Origin of the sequence: Parendozoicomonas haliclonae (genome assembly GCF_900174585.1) — a bacterium.
Classification (GTDB): Bacteria; Pseudomonadota; Gammaproteobacteria; order Pseudomonadales; family Endozoicomonadaceae; genus Sansalvadorimonas; species Sansalvadorimonas haliclonae.
The window spans coordinates 428,090-443,601 of sequence record NZ_FWPT01000005.1 but is presented as its reverse complement, the minus strand read 5'-3'; the positions used below and the strand labels follow the sequence as shown (position 1 = coordinate 443,601).

Genomic DNA, 15,512 nt, shown 5'->3' with positions numbered 1-15,512 from the left:
CGCCGGTAACCTGTTGTTTCCCGCTCCGATGGACAGTCCCTGTCCGGCGGAGCTCATCGGCCATCCCTGGCCTTTGGAAACAACAGGCCACCGACTGTCACCTTTGGCCTCTCACCTTTTACATAGCGACGTTGCAGAGCAGTTTCCAGAGATAAAAAGATGAACACGCAATACAGAAAGAACCTGCCGGGGACGGATATTGATTTCTTCGATACCCGTGAAGCGGTCGAAGCCATCAAGCCCGGTGCTTATGCCAAACTGCCTTATACCTCCCGCATTCTGGCCGAGCAGCTGGTGCGTCGCTGTGCGCCGGAACAGCTGACCGATTGTCTGACTCAGATTGTAGAAACCCGTAGAGACCTTGATTTTCCCTGGTATCCGGCCCGGGTCGTTTGCCACGATATTCTGGGGCAAACAGCACTGGTTGATCTGGCCGGTCTGCGTGATGCCATTGCCGAGCAGGGCGGTGATCCTTCCAAAGTGAATCCGGTTGTTCCTACCCAGCTGATTGTTGATCATTCGTTGGCCGTGGAAGCACCGGGTTTTGATCCGGAAGCTTTTGAGAAAAACCGGGCTATTGAAGATCGCCGTAATGAAGACCGTTTCCACTTTATTGAGTGGACCAAGACCGCCTTTAAAAATGTGGATGTGATTCCGGCCGGTAACGGCATTATGCACCAGATCAATCTGGAGAGGATGTCGCCGGTTATTCAGAACCGTGATGGTGTCGCTTATCCGGATACCTGCGTAGGTACGGATAGTCATACGCCTCATGTCGATGCATTGGGCGTTATCGCGATTGGTGTCGGTGGCCTGGAAGCGGAAACCGTGATGCTTGGTCGTCCATCCATGATGCGTCTGCCCAATATTGTTGGTGTGGAGCTGGTTGGTCAGCGTAAGCCGGGCATTACCGCCACGGATATCGTTCTCGCCATTACCGAATTCCTGCGTAATGAGAAGGTGGTTTCCGCCTATCTGGAATTCTTTGGGGAAGGCACTGCAACCCTGTCGATTGGTGATCGGGCCACCATTTCCAATATGACGCCGGAGTATGGTGCCTCGGCCGGTATGTTCTATATCGATGAACAGACCATCGACTATCTCAAACTGACCGGTCGTGAGCCAGAGCAGGTCGAGTTGGTTGAGAGCTATGCAAAGACCACTGGTCTATGGGCGGATGATCTCTCGACTGCTGAGTACGAGCGGGTGCTGACCTTTGACCTTTCCACCGTGGAAAGAAATCTGGCTGGCCCATCAAACCCTCATCGTCGTCTGCCGACGGCTGCTCTGGAAGAGCGCGGTATTGCGGTTGATCTGGATAAAGCCAAAGCAGAAGAAGCGGAAGGCAAGATGCCGGATGGGGCCGTGATTATTGCTGCCATCACTTCCTGCACCAATACCTCCAATCCTCGCAATGTTGTGGCTGCCGGCCTGGTGGCTAAGAAGGCCAATGAGCTGGGGCTGGTTCGCAAACCTTGGGTAAAATCCTCCTTTGCTCCCGGCTCCAAGGTGGCCAAGCTGTATCTGGAAGAAGCGGGTCTGCTTTCCGAGATGGAGAAGCTGGGCTTCGGTATTGTCGCCTATGCCTGCACCACCTGTAACGGTATGAGTGGTGCGCTGGATCCCAAGATTCAGCAGGAAATTATTGATCGTGATCTGTACTCCACGGCCGTGCTGTCCGGTAACCGGAACTTTGATGGCCGTATCCATCCCTATGCCAAGCAGGCATTCCTGGCCTCACCGCCGCTGGTTGTCGCTTATGCCATTGCCGGTACAGTGCGTTTCGATATCGAGAGGGATGTGCTGGGCACCGATAAAGACGGCAACCCGATCACCCTGCAGGATATCTGGCCTGCGGATGAAGAGATTGATGCCATTGTCAGCCAGTTTGTAAAGCCGGAGCAGTTCCAGCAGGTTTATATCCCGATGTTTGATCTGGGCAAGATCACAGAAGCAGAAAGCCCGCTGTACGACTGGCGCCCAATGAGTACCTATATCCGTCGTCCGCCGTATTGGGAGGGTGCACTGGCCGGTGAGAGAACTCTTAAGGGTATGCGTCCGTTGGCAGTGCTGGGTGACAATATCACTACCGACCATCTGTCACCATCGAACGCTATTCTGGCGTCCAGTGCGGCGGGTGAATATCTGGCCAAGATGGGGCTGCCGGAAGAGGACTTTAACTCTTACGCCACCCACCGAGGTGATCACCTGACCGCCCAGCGTGCCACCTTTGCCAACCCAAAACTGCTGAATGAGATGTGCCTCGACAACGAGGGCAGTGTAAAGCAGGGTTCTCTGGCTCGTATCGAGCCGGAAGGTAAAGAGACCCGGATGTGGGAAGCCATCGAAACCTATATGAAGCGCAAGCAGCCGCTGATTATTGTTGCCGGTGCAGACTATGGGCAGGGCTCTTCACGGGACTGGGCGGCCAAAGGTGTGCGTCTGGCAGGTGTTGAAGCGATTGTTGCCGAAGGCTTTGAGCGTATCCATCGTACCAATCTGGTGGGTATGGGTGTTCTGCCACTGCAGTTTAAGGAAGGCACCACCCGCAAAACGTTGGGGCTGGATGGTACCGAAACTTATGATGTTGTTGGAGAGCGGACACCGGGTGCCACGCTGACTCTGATTGTTCATCGCGTGAATGGCGCAACCATTGAAGTGCCTGTCACCTGCCGTCTTGATACTGCTGAGGAAATCTCCGTGTATGCCGCTGGCGGTGTGCTGCAGCGTTTTGCCAAGGATTTCCTGGCTCAGGGTGATGAGGCATGACCAGCTTTAAACGACAGATAAAAGTGCCCGCCACCTATATGCGTGGCGGTACCAGCAAAGGCGTCTTCTTCGCCCGCACCGATCTGCCCGAGGCTGCCCAGCAGTCAGGCGCAGTTCGTGATGCTTTGCTGTTACGGGTGATTGGCAGCCCGGATCCTTATGCCAAGCAGATTGATGGCATGGGTGGTGCTACATCCAGCACCAGCAAAACGGTGATTCTCGATAAGAGTACGAAAGCGGATCATGATGTTGATTATCTGTTTGGGCAAGTCTCTATTGATAAGCCATTTGTTGACTGGAGTGGTAACTGCGGCAATCTGACTGCCGCTGTGGGTGCCTTTGCCATTAGCAAGGGAATGGTGGATGCGGATCGTATTCCCGAGACTGGCATTGCCGTCGTCCGTATCTGGCAGGTGAATATTCAGAAGACCATCGTTGCCCATGTTCCGATCACCAATGGTGAAGTGCAGGAAACCGGCGACTTTGAACTGGATGGGGTGACCTTCCCGGCAGCAGAAGTGCAAATTGAGTTTATGGATCCGGCCGACGGTGAAGGCAGTATGTTCCCGACCGGCAATCTGGTAGATGAACTTGAGGTGCCTGATGTTGGCACCTTTAAGGCCACCATGATCAATGCCGGTATCCCGACCATCTTCGTGAATGCAGAAGATATTGGCTATACCGGTACCGAGCTTCAGGATGCTATCAATGGCGACGCTGATGCTCTGGCCCGGTTTGAAACTATCCGTGCCTATGGTGCGGTGAAGATGGGTTTGATCTCTGATATTGCCGAAGCGGCCAGCCGTCAGCATACACCGAAGATTGCCTTTGTCTCTGAGCCTAGAAGCTACACATCTACCAGCGGTAAAGAGGTTGCAGCAGAGAGTGTTGATCTGCTGGTACGGGCGCTGTCGATGGGGAAGCTGCACCATGCGATGATGGGCACTGCAGCCGTGGCGATCGGGACTGCAGCAGCGATTCCTGGCACGTTGGTCAATCTGGCGGCCGGTGGCGGTGAGCGTGATGCTGTCCGTTTTGGTCATCCCTCGGGAACGCTACGTGTTGGTGCAGAAGCAAAGTTGGTGAATGGGAACTGGATTGCGACCAAAGCCATTATGAGTCGAAGTGCCCGTGTACTGATGGAAGGCTGGGTCAGGGTACCTGCTGAAACTCTGGATGTTTAAGCAGCACTAAAAGACCTTCTTTATTAAACGCGAGCCCGACAGTTTGACTGCCGGGCTTTTTATTCGCGTGCATTAAAGTGGTTTAAGAACGACGTCTATCTTGCTGTTTTTATTGAAAGGTATCTTGTTAAAGTGGGTGGGATGCCAGTCGGATGAGGTATTGGTATTCACAGTTCCCAATCCTTTGCCATCGACTGTGATTGTTATGCTGTAGCTGCGTTCATCGGGGTAATAATATTTACCGCCGGCAAACACGGTAAAGGTATAGGTTGGATTAGCGGTGGAGCTGCCATCAAACGACCAACCCAGACTGCCCTGGGGAAAGGCACCCATTGTCGGGTGGGTATCGTCGTTAACATTCTGCAGACTGATATTGGTGCTGTTGGGAATATCGTTGCCCTGGGAGCTGACATTGCCAATGGTATAGGTATGACCATTCACCTTGGTGAAGTACTTCAGGGCGTCCCCTTTAAACCCGGTGGCTTTGGCGCTGAAGCCATAGCTGCTGGCGGCTGTCTGGTCATCAAAAAACAGAGTGGCCGCCTGTGTGTTCTGGATACAAATGATAACACTGGCGCAGCTCCCCAAAGCTACGAGGCGGGCGTATTTCCTGATACAGTGGAAGGGTATGCGTGTGCGTGGATTCTGTAGGAATTCTTTATCACCTTCTATCATGGGATCTCATCCTCGATACAGATATGAGAGCCATGAGCATAGACACTGAGCGTGATCACCACCGCACAAGCTGGCAGTGAAAAAACAATAATAAATGGAGCCACAGTATGACTCAGCGTGTCCCTCTGTTTCTGAATAACCAGTGCGTCAATTCTTCGGCCACTGCCACCATTCCGGTGACCAATCCAGCCACCGGCGAAGTGATTTCTGAAGCCCCACTGACAACCCCCGATGAAATGCAGCAGGCTATTGCCGATGCAGGAAAGGCATTCAAGAGCTGGCGCAATGTTGCTGTGCCGGAACGTTCTCGTCTCATGCTGCGTTATCAGGCCTTGTTGAAAGAACACCATGATGAGCTGGCCGAAATTCTTAGCCGCGAGACCGGCAAGGTTTTTGAAGATGCCAAGGGTGATGTCTGGCGTGGGATTGAAGTGGTTGAGCAGGCGGCCAATGTTGCCCCCATGTTAATGGGTGAGTCGGTCGAGAATGTGGCCCCGGGCATTGATACCGTCAGTTATATCCAGCCGCTGGGCGTCTGTGCCGGTATTACCCCTTTTAACTTTCCAGCGATGATACCGCTCTGGATGTTCCCGATGGCGGTGGCCTGTGGCAATACCTTTATTCTCAAACCTTCGGAGCAGGATCCCCATACCCCTATGCGACTGGCGGAACTGTTCCGTGAAGCCGGAGCGCCGGAAGGTGTTCTGCAGGTGGTTCATGGTGGTAAGGAGCAGGTGGATACCTTGCTGACCCACGATGATATTAAAGCCGTGTCGTTTGTGGGCTCGGTCAACGTCGGCCAGCATGTTTACCGGACTGCGACCGACCATCTGAAGCGCGCCCAGTGCTTTGCCGGTGCCAAGAACCATATGGTGGTGATGCCGGATGCCAACAAACAACAGGTGATCAATAATATTGTCGGTGCCTCAGTCGGCGCGGCAGGCCAGCGGTGTATGGCGATCAGTGTTGCGGTGCTTGTTGGTGAAGCCCGGGACTGGTTGCCGGAAATCAGAGAGGCGCTGGCCAAGGTGCGCCCGGGAGCCTGGAATGACAGTGGAGCCGCCTACGGTCCCTTGATTAGCCCGCAGGCCAAAGAGCGGGTGCTTGGTTTGATTGCTCGTGGTAAGGAGGAGGGAGCCACCTGTCTGCTGGATGGTTCCGAGTGCGCTGTTGATGGTCACCTTGAGGGGAATTGGGTAGGCCCAACCTTATTCAGTGGTGTGACTCCCGAGATGGATATCTATAAAGAAGAGATCTTTGGCCCTGTGCTGTGCTGTATGGAAGTCGACGGCTTTGATGATGCGCTGGAGATTGTAAATAACAGTCCTTATGGCAATGGTACTTCAATCTTTACCGACAGTGGCGCCATTGCCCGCCGTTATCGCCATGAGGTGGAAGTCGGGCAGGTGGGTATCAATATTCCGATTCCGGTACCACTGCCGTTTTTCTCCTTTACCGGCTGGAAAGGTTCGTTCTATGGCGATCAGCATGCTTACGGCAAGCAGGCGGTGCGTTTTTATACCGAAACCAAAACAGTCACCAGTCGTTGGTTTGAGCCAAGCTTTGAATCAAGCCAGGCAACGAGCGGCCCGAATATGACCATTAACCTCAAATAATGAAAATAAAAAGTGAGGTCTCTATGAATATTGCGTTTTTTGGTTTGGGGAATATGGGCGGGCCAATGGCGGCCAACCTGGTAAAGGCGGGCTATGCCGTTAAGGGTTTTGATCTGTCACCGGAATCACTGGTGGCATTTCGGGAGATTGGCGGAGAGGTTGCCGAGACACCGGCCGAAGCGGCCAGTGGTGCTGATGTGGTGATCTCCATGCTGCCCAATGGACAGATTGTTCGTGATCTTTATGCTGGTGAGGGTAATCTGTTCGGACAGCTGATGCCCAACACCCTGGTGATTGATTGCAGCACCATTGATCTCTCAACGGCACGGGATATGGCGGAAAAGGCTCATATGGAAGGGCTGGTTTTCCTCGATGCGCCAGTATCTGGAGGAACAGCTGGTGCGGCCGCGGGCACCTTGACCTTTATGGTAGGTGGTGAGGATGCGGCTTTTGAACGAGCCAAACCAGTGCTGGCTCATATGGGCAAGAATATTTTCCATGCCGGCAAGGTGGGCTGCGGTCAGCTGGTGAAAATGTGCAATAACATGCTGCTGGCCATCCATATGGCCGGGACGGCCGAAGCTCTGGCTCTGGGGCAGGCCAATGGCATGGATCCTAAGGTACTGTCGGATATTATGCTGCAAAGTTCAGGTGCCAACTGGTCTCTGGAAAAATATAATCCGGTGCCGGGTGTGATGGATGGCGTACCGGCCAGTAAAGACTACCAGGGCGGTTTTATGGTGGATCTGATGTTGAAGGATCTGGGGCTGGCTGCTGAGATTGCCAGTCAGAGTCAGCAGGATACGCCGATGGGAGATCTGGCCCGAAGCTTGTTTGGGCAACATGCGGAAGCCGGTAATGGCTCGCTGGATTTCTCCAGTATCTTCCGCGCTTATCAGAAATAGAAATAGCCGTTATCAAAGGTGAAGCCGTTGGGCAGAGCTTAGGTGTTGTTTAGCCGGTTCTGCCTTTGGCTGTTTTCCTGCTCAATTCTCTGCAGCTGTTGCTGGCGGATATGGTCATCCTGCTGGCGACGCTGCTCATAGGTCTTGCGGTCCTGTTCCTCCTGCTCCTGTTCTTCCCGGCGGTTCTCGGCGCGTCTCTCTTCCTGCTCGTGAATTTGCTTGAGCATCTGATTGATGGTTTCGGTTAGCATTAAGACGACTTTGGGATTCTGGCTGTTTTCCATGCCATCTGCCATCTTGGCCAGTTCCAGCACCACGGCATAAGGGTCACTGAAATCTACCGTGCCACGGTCCTGGCCAGATTCCACCGCAGTCACAGTTTCATTTTCCAGCGCGGACTTCTTGGCTTCGCGCATGGCACGGCGCTCTTCCCGGCGAGCAATACGTTCAGCCTGACGAATAATATCCTTTTCCGCTTTGGTCAGTTTCTTGAACAGTTGTTGAGGAATCACCTGATAAACCATGCGGGTGCCATGGTGGCCAACAGATGGTTCTGGGGGCTGAATGCTGTTATCGAGGATATCGTTGCTGGCGGTCCGATCGCTGCCGTCTATTCTGCCTACACCCATGGCTGGTGCTCCCTGTTGTCTCTTTATCAGCTTAGTCAGTTTGAAGCACACGGGCGCTAATGGAATAATGCTGATGCCTCCCGTGGCAAACGACATCGAAAACCTATAAACAGAACAAGAGATTTCGCTATGACCTATGTAACACCTGACCTCTGTGATGCTTATCCGGAACTGGTTCAGGCGCTGGATCCCGGTTTTCGTAATTACGGTGGCCTCAGCTCTTTTGGTGGCGAGGTGATAACGGTCAAGTGCTTTGAAGATAACTCTCGGGTGAAAGAGCTGGTAGATGAGGCGGGTTTGGGCCGGGTGATGGTGGTTGATGCCGGTGGTTCCATGCGTCGGGCCTGTTTGGGCGATATGCTGGCAGAGAAGGCCGTCAAGAATGGCTGGGCCGGGATTATCATGTACGGCTGTGTTCGGGATGTCGATGTGTTGGCCGAACTGCCTCTGGGTGTTCAGGCGCTGGGCTCACATCCGATGAAGACCGATAAGAAGGGCATTGGTGAGGTGAATATTCCGGTGACTTTTCACGGGGTCACGATTCGCCCGGGTGATTATATTTATGCCGACAATAACGGGATTATTGTGTCCAAGGAACCATTGAGCATGCCCTGAGCTATTTATTGAAAGTGTACTTTTTTAGGGGTTTTGCATCGTGAGTCTCTGGCTCTGTGAGAAGCCTCTGTATTTTTATGCTGATAGAGAGTGGGTTCCGGGAGTAGAGCCAGTGATGGTGGCCTGCTGGTGAGCAGGCTGCCCATTGCGCTTATGGATTTGTATTTTTTCAGCCTGTTACTTCTTCGTCCCGGAAACTGCTTGGTTATCTGGCTGGTTACCACTGTTATTTTACGATCGGCCTCGATGAGTTTGTCGTTACCAGCGATAAACTTTCGGCGAATACTGTCCAGCTCACTCTGAATGACCTGACAGGCAAAATCTACAAAGGCCTGACGATTTTTTCTTCGCAGTTTTGGGTCGGTAATATCCTGACGAGTAACCGTGGTTCCATGCCAGCTGCCAGTTCTCTGGAGCGGTCTGCGACCATAATAACGTGGTGGCGGAGCGGGCTCTTCTAACATGTTCAGACAGTGCTCCTGCCTGAGAATTTGGCTCCGATGGCTTCCTTGCATGGATCTACCGGTCTTATATCAGTGGTAAAGAGTATTTGGCCTTCTCGAGCAGGATAAGTTTTCTGCCGGCAAGCCATGCTGGCAGAGTTGTCAGCATGGCTTGCTATTGGTCTTTGCAGAAGGCAGGGGTTAAGAGGTTATGCCTTTAGCCAGCTGGATACCTTCCAGCCGGGCTTCGAGGCGAATCGCCTGTTCCAGCAGGGTACGATTTTCTTTGGACAGGCTATCCATGGCTTCGGTCTGTTCTGCATTTTGTTTCTGGGTTCGCTTCAGTTCCTCTTCAATCAGTCGCAGGTTTTGCTGATTCTCTTTAAAGAGGGCGACTTGCTCCTGTAGCTGCTGTAGGGCTTGCTCAGGGTTTTCCGGACGACCCAGTCCATGAATCAGTTTGTCGTGCTGGGCCTGCAGTTCGGCCATCAGGCTGGCTTTCTGCTCCGCTGTTCCCAATTGTTCCGTGGTCGTACGGTGAGCACGCTTTTCATATTCCAGCTGGTCTTCCAGCCGTGATTTATCTTTGCTGAGCAGCTGGCGTTCAGACTCGGCTTTCTCAGCCTGTTTTTGCGCCCGGGCTTTTTCCCGGCGCTCTTCATCCAGCACTTTCAGCCAGTGATCGACAATCTTGCTGTGTGATTCGTCGAGGCGGCGTTCCTGCTCAGCCAGTGCCTGCTCAGCGCGTTTGGCTTCCTGCTCCAGTTTTTGTTCAAGCTTATCAGTGTCTTTCTGCAGGCTTTCGTTCTTGTCAGAGAGGGTGGAGAGCTTGGTGCGCAGCTCGGCTTCCGTTTCCCGCAGGGATTGATTCTGCTGGCTGAGCTCAGTATTGGCCGCTTCCTGCTTTTGCAGGTTTTCCTGCAGCTCCTCTAGCTGCTGTCTCCAGACTTCCGATTGAGCGGCGTAGTGATCTCGCTCTTCATCCAGTTGATCCTGAATTTCGCGCAGCTGTTCGCCCTGACGGAACTTCTCCTTGGCGATCTCACGTTTGATTACCCGGATCAGCTCCTGGGACAGCTCTACTTCTTCACTCTCTCCCAGTATTTCCAGCTCCTGCCACTCCCGGTAATAGGGGAGAACGGTCTGTTTACCCATTTTGGCCTGGGTTGCCAGTTTCTGAGCCGTGATCTTCTCTCCGGCGTTCTTCATATCATCCAGAACGGTGAAAACAAGTGAACGACGCTGTGAATCTTTCATATCGGACATTCTTTGTGTACTGATAAAACTATTAATACCGGTATTATAATACTGGTATTAAAGGTTGTGAATATTTTTCAAAAATAACAATTTAGTACCGGTAATATTAATTACCGGTACTAAATAGGGTTTTGAGTAAGAAAACTAGAGACGTCTATAGCACAGAGGTTTTTCGGGGCAGGAAGAGGTTCGATTTGGCTAAAAAGTGGCCAAAACCGTGATCAAAAAGAGATAGGTTGGGGTAAAGGGCAGTGCTGGATCGTTAGAGCTCAAGAGGCTGACACAGAGAGAAAGTGGATATAGCGCGCAGGCAGTAGAGGCAAAGGGAGCAGGTAATAAAAAAGCCATGGCGTTAACCATGGCTTTTGTCTTTGAGGTAACTACCTGAACTTACTTCTGGTGTTCAGCCAGGTAGAACCAGGTTTCCAGAACGCTGTCCGGGTTCAGGGATACGGTCTCAATACCTTGCTCCATCAACCAGCGAGCAAGATCGGGATGATCGGATGGCCCCTGACCGCAGATACCGACATACTTGCCAGCCTTCTGGCAGGCTTTGATTGCCATAGCCAGCAGGGCTTTCACTGCATCGTTACGCTCATCAAACAGGTGGGCAATAACGCCGGAATCACGATCCAGGCCAAGGGTCAGCTGGGTCATATCGTTGGAGCCGATAGAGAAGCCATCGAAGTATTCCAGGAATGCATCAGCCAGCAGGGCGTTGGCAGGCAGCTCACACATCATAATAATGCGAAGACCATTCTCACCACGGCGCAGGCCATTGGCAGTCAGCAGATCAGACACCTGACGGGCTTCGCCAACAGTACGGACAAACGGAACCATCAACTCAACATTGGTCAGGCCCATTTCATCGCGCACCTTGCGCATGGCACGGCATTCCAGCTCAAAGCAGTCACGGAAACCTTCGGAGATGTAGCGGGATGCGCCACGGAAGCCGAGCATCGGGTTCTCTTCTTCCGGCTCATACAGTTTGCCGCCAATCAGATTGGCATATTCGTTGGACTTAAAGTCGGACAGACGAACAATCACCTTTTCTGGGTAGAAGGCTGCGGCGATGGTAGCCACACCTTCAACCAGTTTCTCGACATAGAAATCCACCGGGCTGGCATAGCCGGCAATGCGCTTGTCGACACTGGCACGGATATCCGCTGGCAGAGTTTCATAATTCAGCAGAGCTTTCGGGTGAACGCCGATCATCCGGTTGATGATGAACTCAAGGCGTGCCAGGCCAACACCGTTATGGGGCAGGGCGGCAAAGTCGAAAGCCCGATCCGGGTTGCCAACATTCATCATGATCTTGAATGGAATGTCTGGCATGGTTTCTACGGAGTTGCTATGGATGTCGAAGTCCAGCAGGCCATCGTAGATCAGACCGGTATCACCTTCGGCGCAGGATACGGTTACCGGCATATCATTATGCAGGCGCTCAGTGGCATTGCCGCAGCCAACAACCGCAGGAATGCCCAACTCTCGGGCAATGATGGCTGCGTGGCAGGTACGGCCGCCGCGGTTGGTGACGATGGCAGCTGCCCGCTTCATGATCGGTTCCCAGTCTGGGTCGGTCATATCTGTGACAAGTACATCGCCCGGCTGAAGCAGATCCATTTCGGAAATATCGTGGATCACTTTCACCTGACCGCTACCAATACGCTGACCGATGCTGCGACCTTCCACCAGAACACGGCCTTTCTCTTTGAGCAGGTAGCGTTCCATGGTGCCGGCGCTGCGGCTCTTCACTGTCTCCGGGCGAGCCTGAACAATATAAAGCTGGCCGTCGTCACCATCTTTGGCCCACTCGATATCCATTGGGCGCTGGTAGTGCTTTTCAATAATCACGGCCAGTCTGGCCAGTTCCTGCACTTCTTCATCGGTGATGGAGAAGCTGCGGCGATCGGTTTCCGGAACATCGACGGTCTGGATGGAGCGGCCGGCAGAGGATTCGCTGGTGTAGGTCATCTTGATGGCTTTGCTGCCCAGGTTGCGGCGCAGAACCGCAGGGCGACCGGCTTCAAGAGCGACTTTGTGAACATAGAACTCATCCGGGTTGACTGCACCCTGAACGACAGTCTCACCAAGCCCATAGGAAGAGGTGATAAAGACAGCGTCACGGAAGCCGGATTCGGTATCCAGGGTGAACATAACCCCGGAAGAGGCTGTTTCACTGCGCACCATTTTTTGCACGCCGGCGGACAGGGCAACATTACGGTGATCAAAGCCCTGATGCACGCGGTAAGCGATGGCTCGGTCATTAAAGAGGGAAGCAAACACCTCTTTGATAGCGACCAGCAGGTTGTCGTAGCCGCGAATGTTCAGGAAGGTTTCCTGCTGTCCGGCAAAGGAGGCATCCGGCAAATCTTCTGCGGTAGCGGAAGAGCGCACGGCGACAGACAGGTTTTCATTGCCTTGCTGCAGAACTTCCCAGGCTTCATGAATGTCGTGTTCGAGCTTCTCGGAGAAAGGCTGCTCAATGACCCACTGACGAATCTGGGCGCCGGCAGTCGTCAGGGCGCGGACATCATCAACATCGAGAGTGTCCAGCAGCTGGTGAATCTTTTCGTTAAGGCCACTCTCTTCCAGAAAGTCGCGATAGGCCTGAGCCGTTGTGGCAAAACCGCCCGGTACCGATACACCGACACCTGCCAGGTTGCTGATCATCTCCCCCAGCGAGGCATTCTTGCCTCCGACCAGCTCAACATCTCCGGCCCCCAGTTTGTCCAGGCCAATTACATATGCTTGCAAGAGTCACCCCCTAAAGATCACACCCCTGATCAAGCCGGTTCACAGAATACAGGGCGCTGCTGATGAATGTGCAGGATATTTCTGCCTGTATCCAGTGGCTGCAACTGGTGCAACACCGGTTGATTTGCCTATCACTCTGTACCGAGTAACTGCATTCTACAATACATCTATCAAACAGATTCAAACAAGAGGGGAGAGTATATATTCAGTTATTGGCGGTGCCGGAAAAATAGCCACGGAACTGCTGTGAAAAGTGCCGCTTTGGACACGATGGCCGTACTGGGAGTAAGCTTGGCAGCAATCGGCCTGTGCCGTTCCGAGCGGTCGATATTTTTCGATGAAATGGTGGTTATAATAAACATGAATGAACAGAACCCGATTCGTAAGGTTTTTTTTGTCTCTGACGGTACCGGGATAACCGCCGAATCGTTTGGGCAGAGTCTGCTGGCCCAGTTTGCCGACACCCGCTTTGAACCCATGACCCTTCCTTATATAGATACCGCCGAAAAAGCGCAGGAAGTCGTACAACTATTGAATCAGGTGGCCAGTGAGGGGGTCCCTCCGCTGGTGTTCAGCACCATTATTGATGAAGGTATCGCAGAAGTTCTGCGCACGGCTGAATCCTTCCGCGTAGATATCTTCGATACTTTTATGCCGGCTCTGGAAAAGCAGCTCAATGCCCATGCGGTGCATCAGGTCGGTCGTAAACGTTCCATTGATTCCTCCGGGGGCGGCAAGTACAACCAGCGGATCGAAGCTGTTCACTTTGCAATTGATAATGATGATGGTGCACGGCTGAAGTCTTACGATCAGGCGGATATTATCCTGGTGGGCGTATCCCGCTGTGGCAAAACGCCAACCTGTCTGTATCTCGGTTTGCAGTTTGGTATTCGGGCGGCCAACTATCCGATCACCGAAGATGATATGGATATGATGCGTCTGCCCAAGGCGCTGGAACCCTACAAGAATAAACTGTTCGGGCTGACGATTACGCCGGAGCGACTGGCTGCTATTCGTCATGAGCGCCGTCCGAACAGTCGTTATGCCTCACCACGTCAGTGTGCCATGGAGTTGCAGGAGGTGGAGCAGATGTATGACCGCAACAATATTCCGTTCCTGAATACTACCCATTATTCGGTGGAAGAGATTGCCACCCGGGTCATTGCTCAGACCGGTATAGAGCGGCGGGTGAAGTAGTGGCACTGGTTCCCGTCATTCTGGCTGGAGGGCAGGGAACACGGCTTTGGCCGGAATCCCGTGCTGATCGTCCCAAGCAGTTTCTGGATTTGACGGGTGCCGGGCTGAGCCTGTTTCAACAAACTTTATTAAGAGCCTGCAAGTTACCGGATTGTGGACGTCTTATTGTTGTTACCCATAACGCTTATCGCTTTCAGGCGGCAGAGCACATTCAGGCTCTGGGCCTGGATGTTGATCTGTTATTGGAGCCGGAAGCCCGCCATACTACTGCGGCGATCACCAGTGCGGCTTTGCATGCCTTAGCTAGTCAGCAAGACGCGACACTGTTGTATCTACCAGCCGATCATATTATTCAGGATGAGTCTTCCTTTATAGAGGCTGTCACCCGCAGTCTTGCCGCTGCACAGTCGTCCATTGTGACTTTTGGTGTGGTGCCGGACTACCCGGCAACTGGCTATGGCTATATCCGGCCCGATCAATCATCCGGTGACGCGCCTTATCCTGTTCAGACCTTTATTGAAAAGCCGGACAGTGATACCGCAAACGTTTATATCCAGCAGGGTTATCTCTGGAATGCCGGCATTTTTCTTGGAGCCGCTGAGGTTTTCCTGCAGGAAGTACGGCACTGGGTGCCTGAGACTTATCAGAACTGTTCGCAGGCTTATAAATGTGCAGTCAGGGATCTCGATTTTTTACGTCTGGATGCTGAAGCCTATCAAAACATTGCCCCCCAGGGTTTTGATCACAGCGTGATGGAGAACACCGATAAGGCACGGGTACTGCCTGTGTCTATGGGTTGGTCGGATATTGGCTCCTGGGAAGGTTTGCTTAAGGCTGAGGGCGGAGGTAATGCTTCAGAAAGAATCTATTCCTTAAACACGTCCAATAGCCTGATTCGTAGCAGCGGACCTGCTGTTGCCACTGTCGGTATAGATAATCAGATCATTGTTGTGACGGAAGATGCTGTGTTGGTGATGGGTCGGCAATCTGCCGACCAGCTTCCGCAGTTACTGCAGATCATGCAGGCAGCCGGCGAGCGAACTATTGCTGCTCACTCCAAGCGTTATGCTCCCTGGGGCAGTCAGACATTATTGCTGCAAGGTGATCAGTGTGCCGTCAAGCAATTGCAGGTTAAAGTGGGGCATAGACTCTCCTTGCAGAGTCACCGTTACCGCAATGAAAACTGGGTGGTGGTATCGGGCTGCGCGCAGGTCACTGTTGATGCGCAGGAGCAGATGCTGCACCGGGGACAATCTGTCTATGTTCCGGCTGGCAGCCGGCACCGTCTGGCAAACCCCGGAGCGGAGCCTTTGATTATTATTGAGGTGCAAACCTGGAGTGAGCAAGGGAGTGATGATCCGGAGAATGATATTGTCCGTTATGATGATGACTACAACAGGCATGAATAAAATCATCCAACCTATTGATTTTTAATCAGTCGACCCTTAATATGCGCCGCGTTCCT

Annotated in this window: 12 protein-coding genes; 7 read left to right on the top strand and 5 right to left on the bottom strand. The window is 52.9% G+C overall.

All coding sequences use genetic code 11. From position 1 onward, the window contains the following. Positions 1–159: 159 nt before the first annotated feature. Both acnD and prpF read left to right on the top strand, forming a co-directional pair. Positions 160–2,769, top strand: coding sequence for a Fe/S-dependent 2-methylisocitrate dehydratase AcnD (acnD, locus tag EHSB41UT_RS13240; protein ID WP_087110561.1), 2,610 nt, complete (start codon positions 160–162; stop codon positions 2,767–2,769). Next, positions 2,766–3,953, top strand: a complete 1,188-nt coding sequence (gene prpF, locus EHSB41UT_RS13235; RefSeq protein WP_087110559.1) for a 2-methylaconitate cis-trans isomerase PrpF — start codon at positions 2,766–2,768, stop codon at positions 3,951–3,953. Before acnD ends, prpF begins: the two co-directional genes overlap by 4 nt. Before the next feature lie 72 nt (positions 3,954–4,025). Here prpF and EHSB41UT_RS13230 read toward each other — a convergent pair whose 3' ends face one another. Beyond that, positions 4,026–4,628 (bottom strand): hypothetical protein, encoded by a 603-nt coding sequence (locus EHSB41UT_RS13230; protein ID WP_133060509.1) that lies wholly within the window; start codon positions 4,626–4,628, stop codon positions 4,026–4,028. 107 nt (positions 4,629–4,735) lie between these two features. On the opposite strand from EHSB41UT_RS13230, the gene EHSB41UT_RS13225 reads away from it, so the two are divergent. Both EHSB41UT_RS13225 and mmsB read left to right on the top strand, forming a co-directional pair. Next, complete coding sequence (locus EHSB41UT_RS13225; RefSeq protein ID WP_087110555.1) at positions 4,736–6,244, top strand: CoA-acylating methylmalonate-semialdehyde dehydrogenase; 1,509 nt, start codon at positions 4,736–4,738, stop codon at positions 6,242–6,244. A 23-nt stretch (positions 6,245–6,267) separates the two neighbouring features. Next, positions 6,268–7,149 (top strand): 3-hydroxyisobutyrate dehydrogenase, encoded by an 882-nt coding sequence (mmsB, locus tag EHSB41UT_RS13220; RefSeq protein WP_087110628.1) that lies wholly within the window; start codon positions 6,268–6,270, stop codon positions 7,147–7,149. Positions 7,150–7,187: 38 nt separating this feature from the next. On the opposite strand, the gene EHSB41UT_RS13215 is transcribed toward mmsB, so the two are convergent. Beyond that, positions 7,188–7,778, bottom strand: coding sequence for a hypothetical protein (locus EHSB41UT_RS13215; protein ID WP_087110554.1), 591 nt, complete (start codon positions 7,776–7,778; stop codon positions 7,188–7,190). 129 nt (positions 7,779–7,907) lie between these two features. Between EHSB41UT_RS13215 and rraA the strand changes: the two genes are divergently transcribed. Then, positions 7,908–8,393 carry a ribonuclease E activity regulator RraA gene (gene rraA, locus EHSB41UT_RS13210; RefSeq protein ID WP_087110552.1) on the top strand — a complete coding sequence of 162 codons (486 nt, stop codon included), beginning with the start codon at positions 7,908–7,910 and terminating at the stop codon, positions 8,391–8,393. A 5-nt stretch (positions 8,394–8,398) separates the two neighbouring features. On the opposite strand, the gene EHSB41UT_RS13205 is transcribed toward rraA, so the two are convergent. The 3 genes from EHSB41UT_RS13205 to ppsA all read right to left on the bottom strand — a co-directional run bounded on the left by EHSB41UT_RS13205 (position 8,399) and on the right by ppsA (position 12,850). Next, positions 8,399–8,857 (bottom strand): hypothetical protein, encoded by a 459-nt coding sequence (locus EHSB41UT_RS13205; RefSeq protein ID WP_087110551.1) that lies wholly within the window; start codon positions 8,855–8,857, stop codon positions 8,399–8,401. Between the two features lie 180 nt (positions 8,858–9,037). After that, the gene (locus EHSB41UT_RS13200) at positions 9,038–10,093 is read right to left on the bottom strand and encodes a coiled-coil domain-containing protein (protein WP_133060508.1); all 1,056 of its coding nucleotides are present in this window, start codon (positions 10,091–10,093) and stop codon (positions 9,038–9,040) included. Positions 10,094–10,483: 390 nt separating this feature from the next. Then, positions 10,484–12,850, bottom strand: a complete 2,367-nt coding sequence (gene ppsA, locus EHSB41UT_RS13195; RefSeq protein ID WP_087110548.1) for a phosphoenolpyruvate synthase — start codon at positions 12,848–12,850, stop codon at positions 10,484–10,486. A 360-nt stretch (positions 12,851–13,210) separates the two neighbouring features. On the opposite strand from ppsA, the gene ppsR reads away from it, so the two are divergent. Both ppsR and EHSB41UT_RS13185 read left to right on the top strand, forming a co-directional pair. After that, positions 13,211–14,047, top strand: coding sequence for a posphoenolpyruvate synthetase regulatory kinase/phosphorylase PpsR (ppsR, locus tag EHSB41UT_RS13190; protein ID WP_087110626.1), 837 nt, complete (start codon positions 13,211–13,213; stop codon positions 14,045–14,047). Continuing rightward, positions 14,047–15,456: a mannose-1-phosphate guanylyltransferase/mannose-6-phosphate isomerase gene (locus EHSB41UT_RS13185; RefSeq protein ID WP_087110546.1), complete on the top strand. Its 1,410-nt coding sequence runs from the start codon at positions 14,047–14,049 to the stop codon at positions 15,454–15,456. Before ppsR ends, EHSB41UT_RS13185 begins: the two co-directional genes overlap by 1 nt. Positions 15,457–15,512 lie beyond the last annotated feature (56 nt).

Bases quoted from the DNA above. Each gene is read 5' to 3' on its own strand.
- acnD (WP_087110561.1), top strand. From the start codon at position 160: ATGAACACGCAATACAGAAAGAACCTGCCGGGGACGGATATTGATTTC.
- prpF (WP_087110559.1), top strand. From the start codon at position 2,766: ATGACCAGCTTTAAACGACAGATAAAAGTGCCCGCCACCTATATGCGT.
- EHSB41UT_RS13230 (WP_133060509.1), bottom strand. From the start codon at position 4,628: ATGATAGAAGGTGATAAAGAATTCCTACAGAATCCACGCACACGCATA.
- EHSB41UT_RS13225 (WP_087110555.1), top strand. From the start codon at position 4,736: ATGACTCAGCGTGTCCCTCTGTTTCTGAATAACCAGTGCGTCAATTCT.
- mmsB (WP_087110628.1), top strand. From the start codon at position 6,268: ATGAATATTGCGTTTTTTGGTTTGGGGAATATGGGCGGGCCAATGGCG.
- EHSB41UT_RS13215 (WP_087110554.1), bottom strand. From the start codon at position 7,778: ATGGGTGTAGGCAGAATAGACGGCAGCGATCGGACCGCCAGCAACGAT.
- rraA (WP_087110552.1), top strand. From the start codon at position 7,908: ATGACCTATGTAACACCTGACCTCTGTGATGCTTATCCGGAACTGGTT.
- EHSB41UT_RS13205 (WP_087110551.1), bottom strand. From the start codon at position 8,857: ATGTTAGAAGAGCCCGCTCCGCCACCACGTTATTATGGTCGCAGACCG.
- EHSB41UT_RS13200 (WP_133060508.1), bottom strand. From the start codon at position 10,093: ATGAAAGATTCACAGCGTCGTTCACTTGTTTTCACCGTTCTGGATGAT.
- ppsR (WP_087110626.1), top strand. From the start codon at position 13,211: ATGAATGAACAGAACCCGATTCGTAAGGTTTTTTTTGTCTCTGACGGT.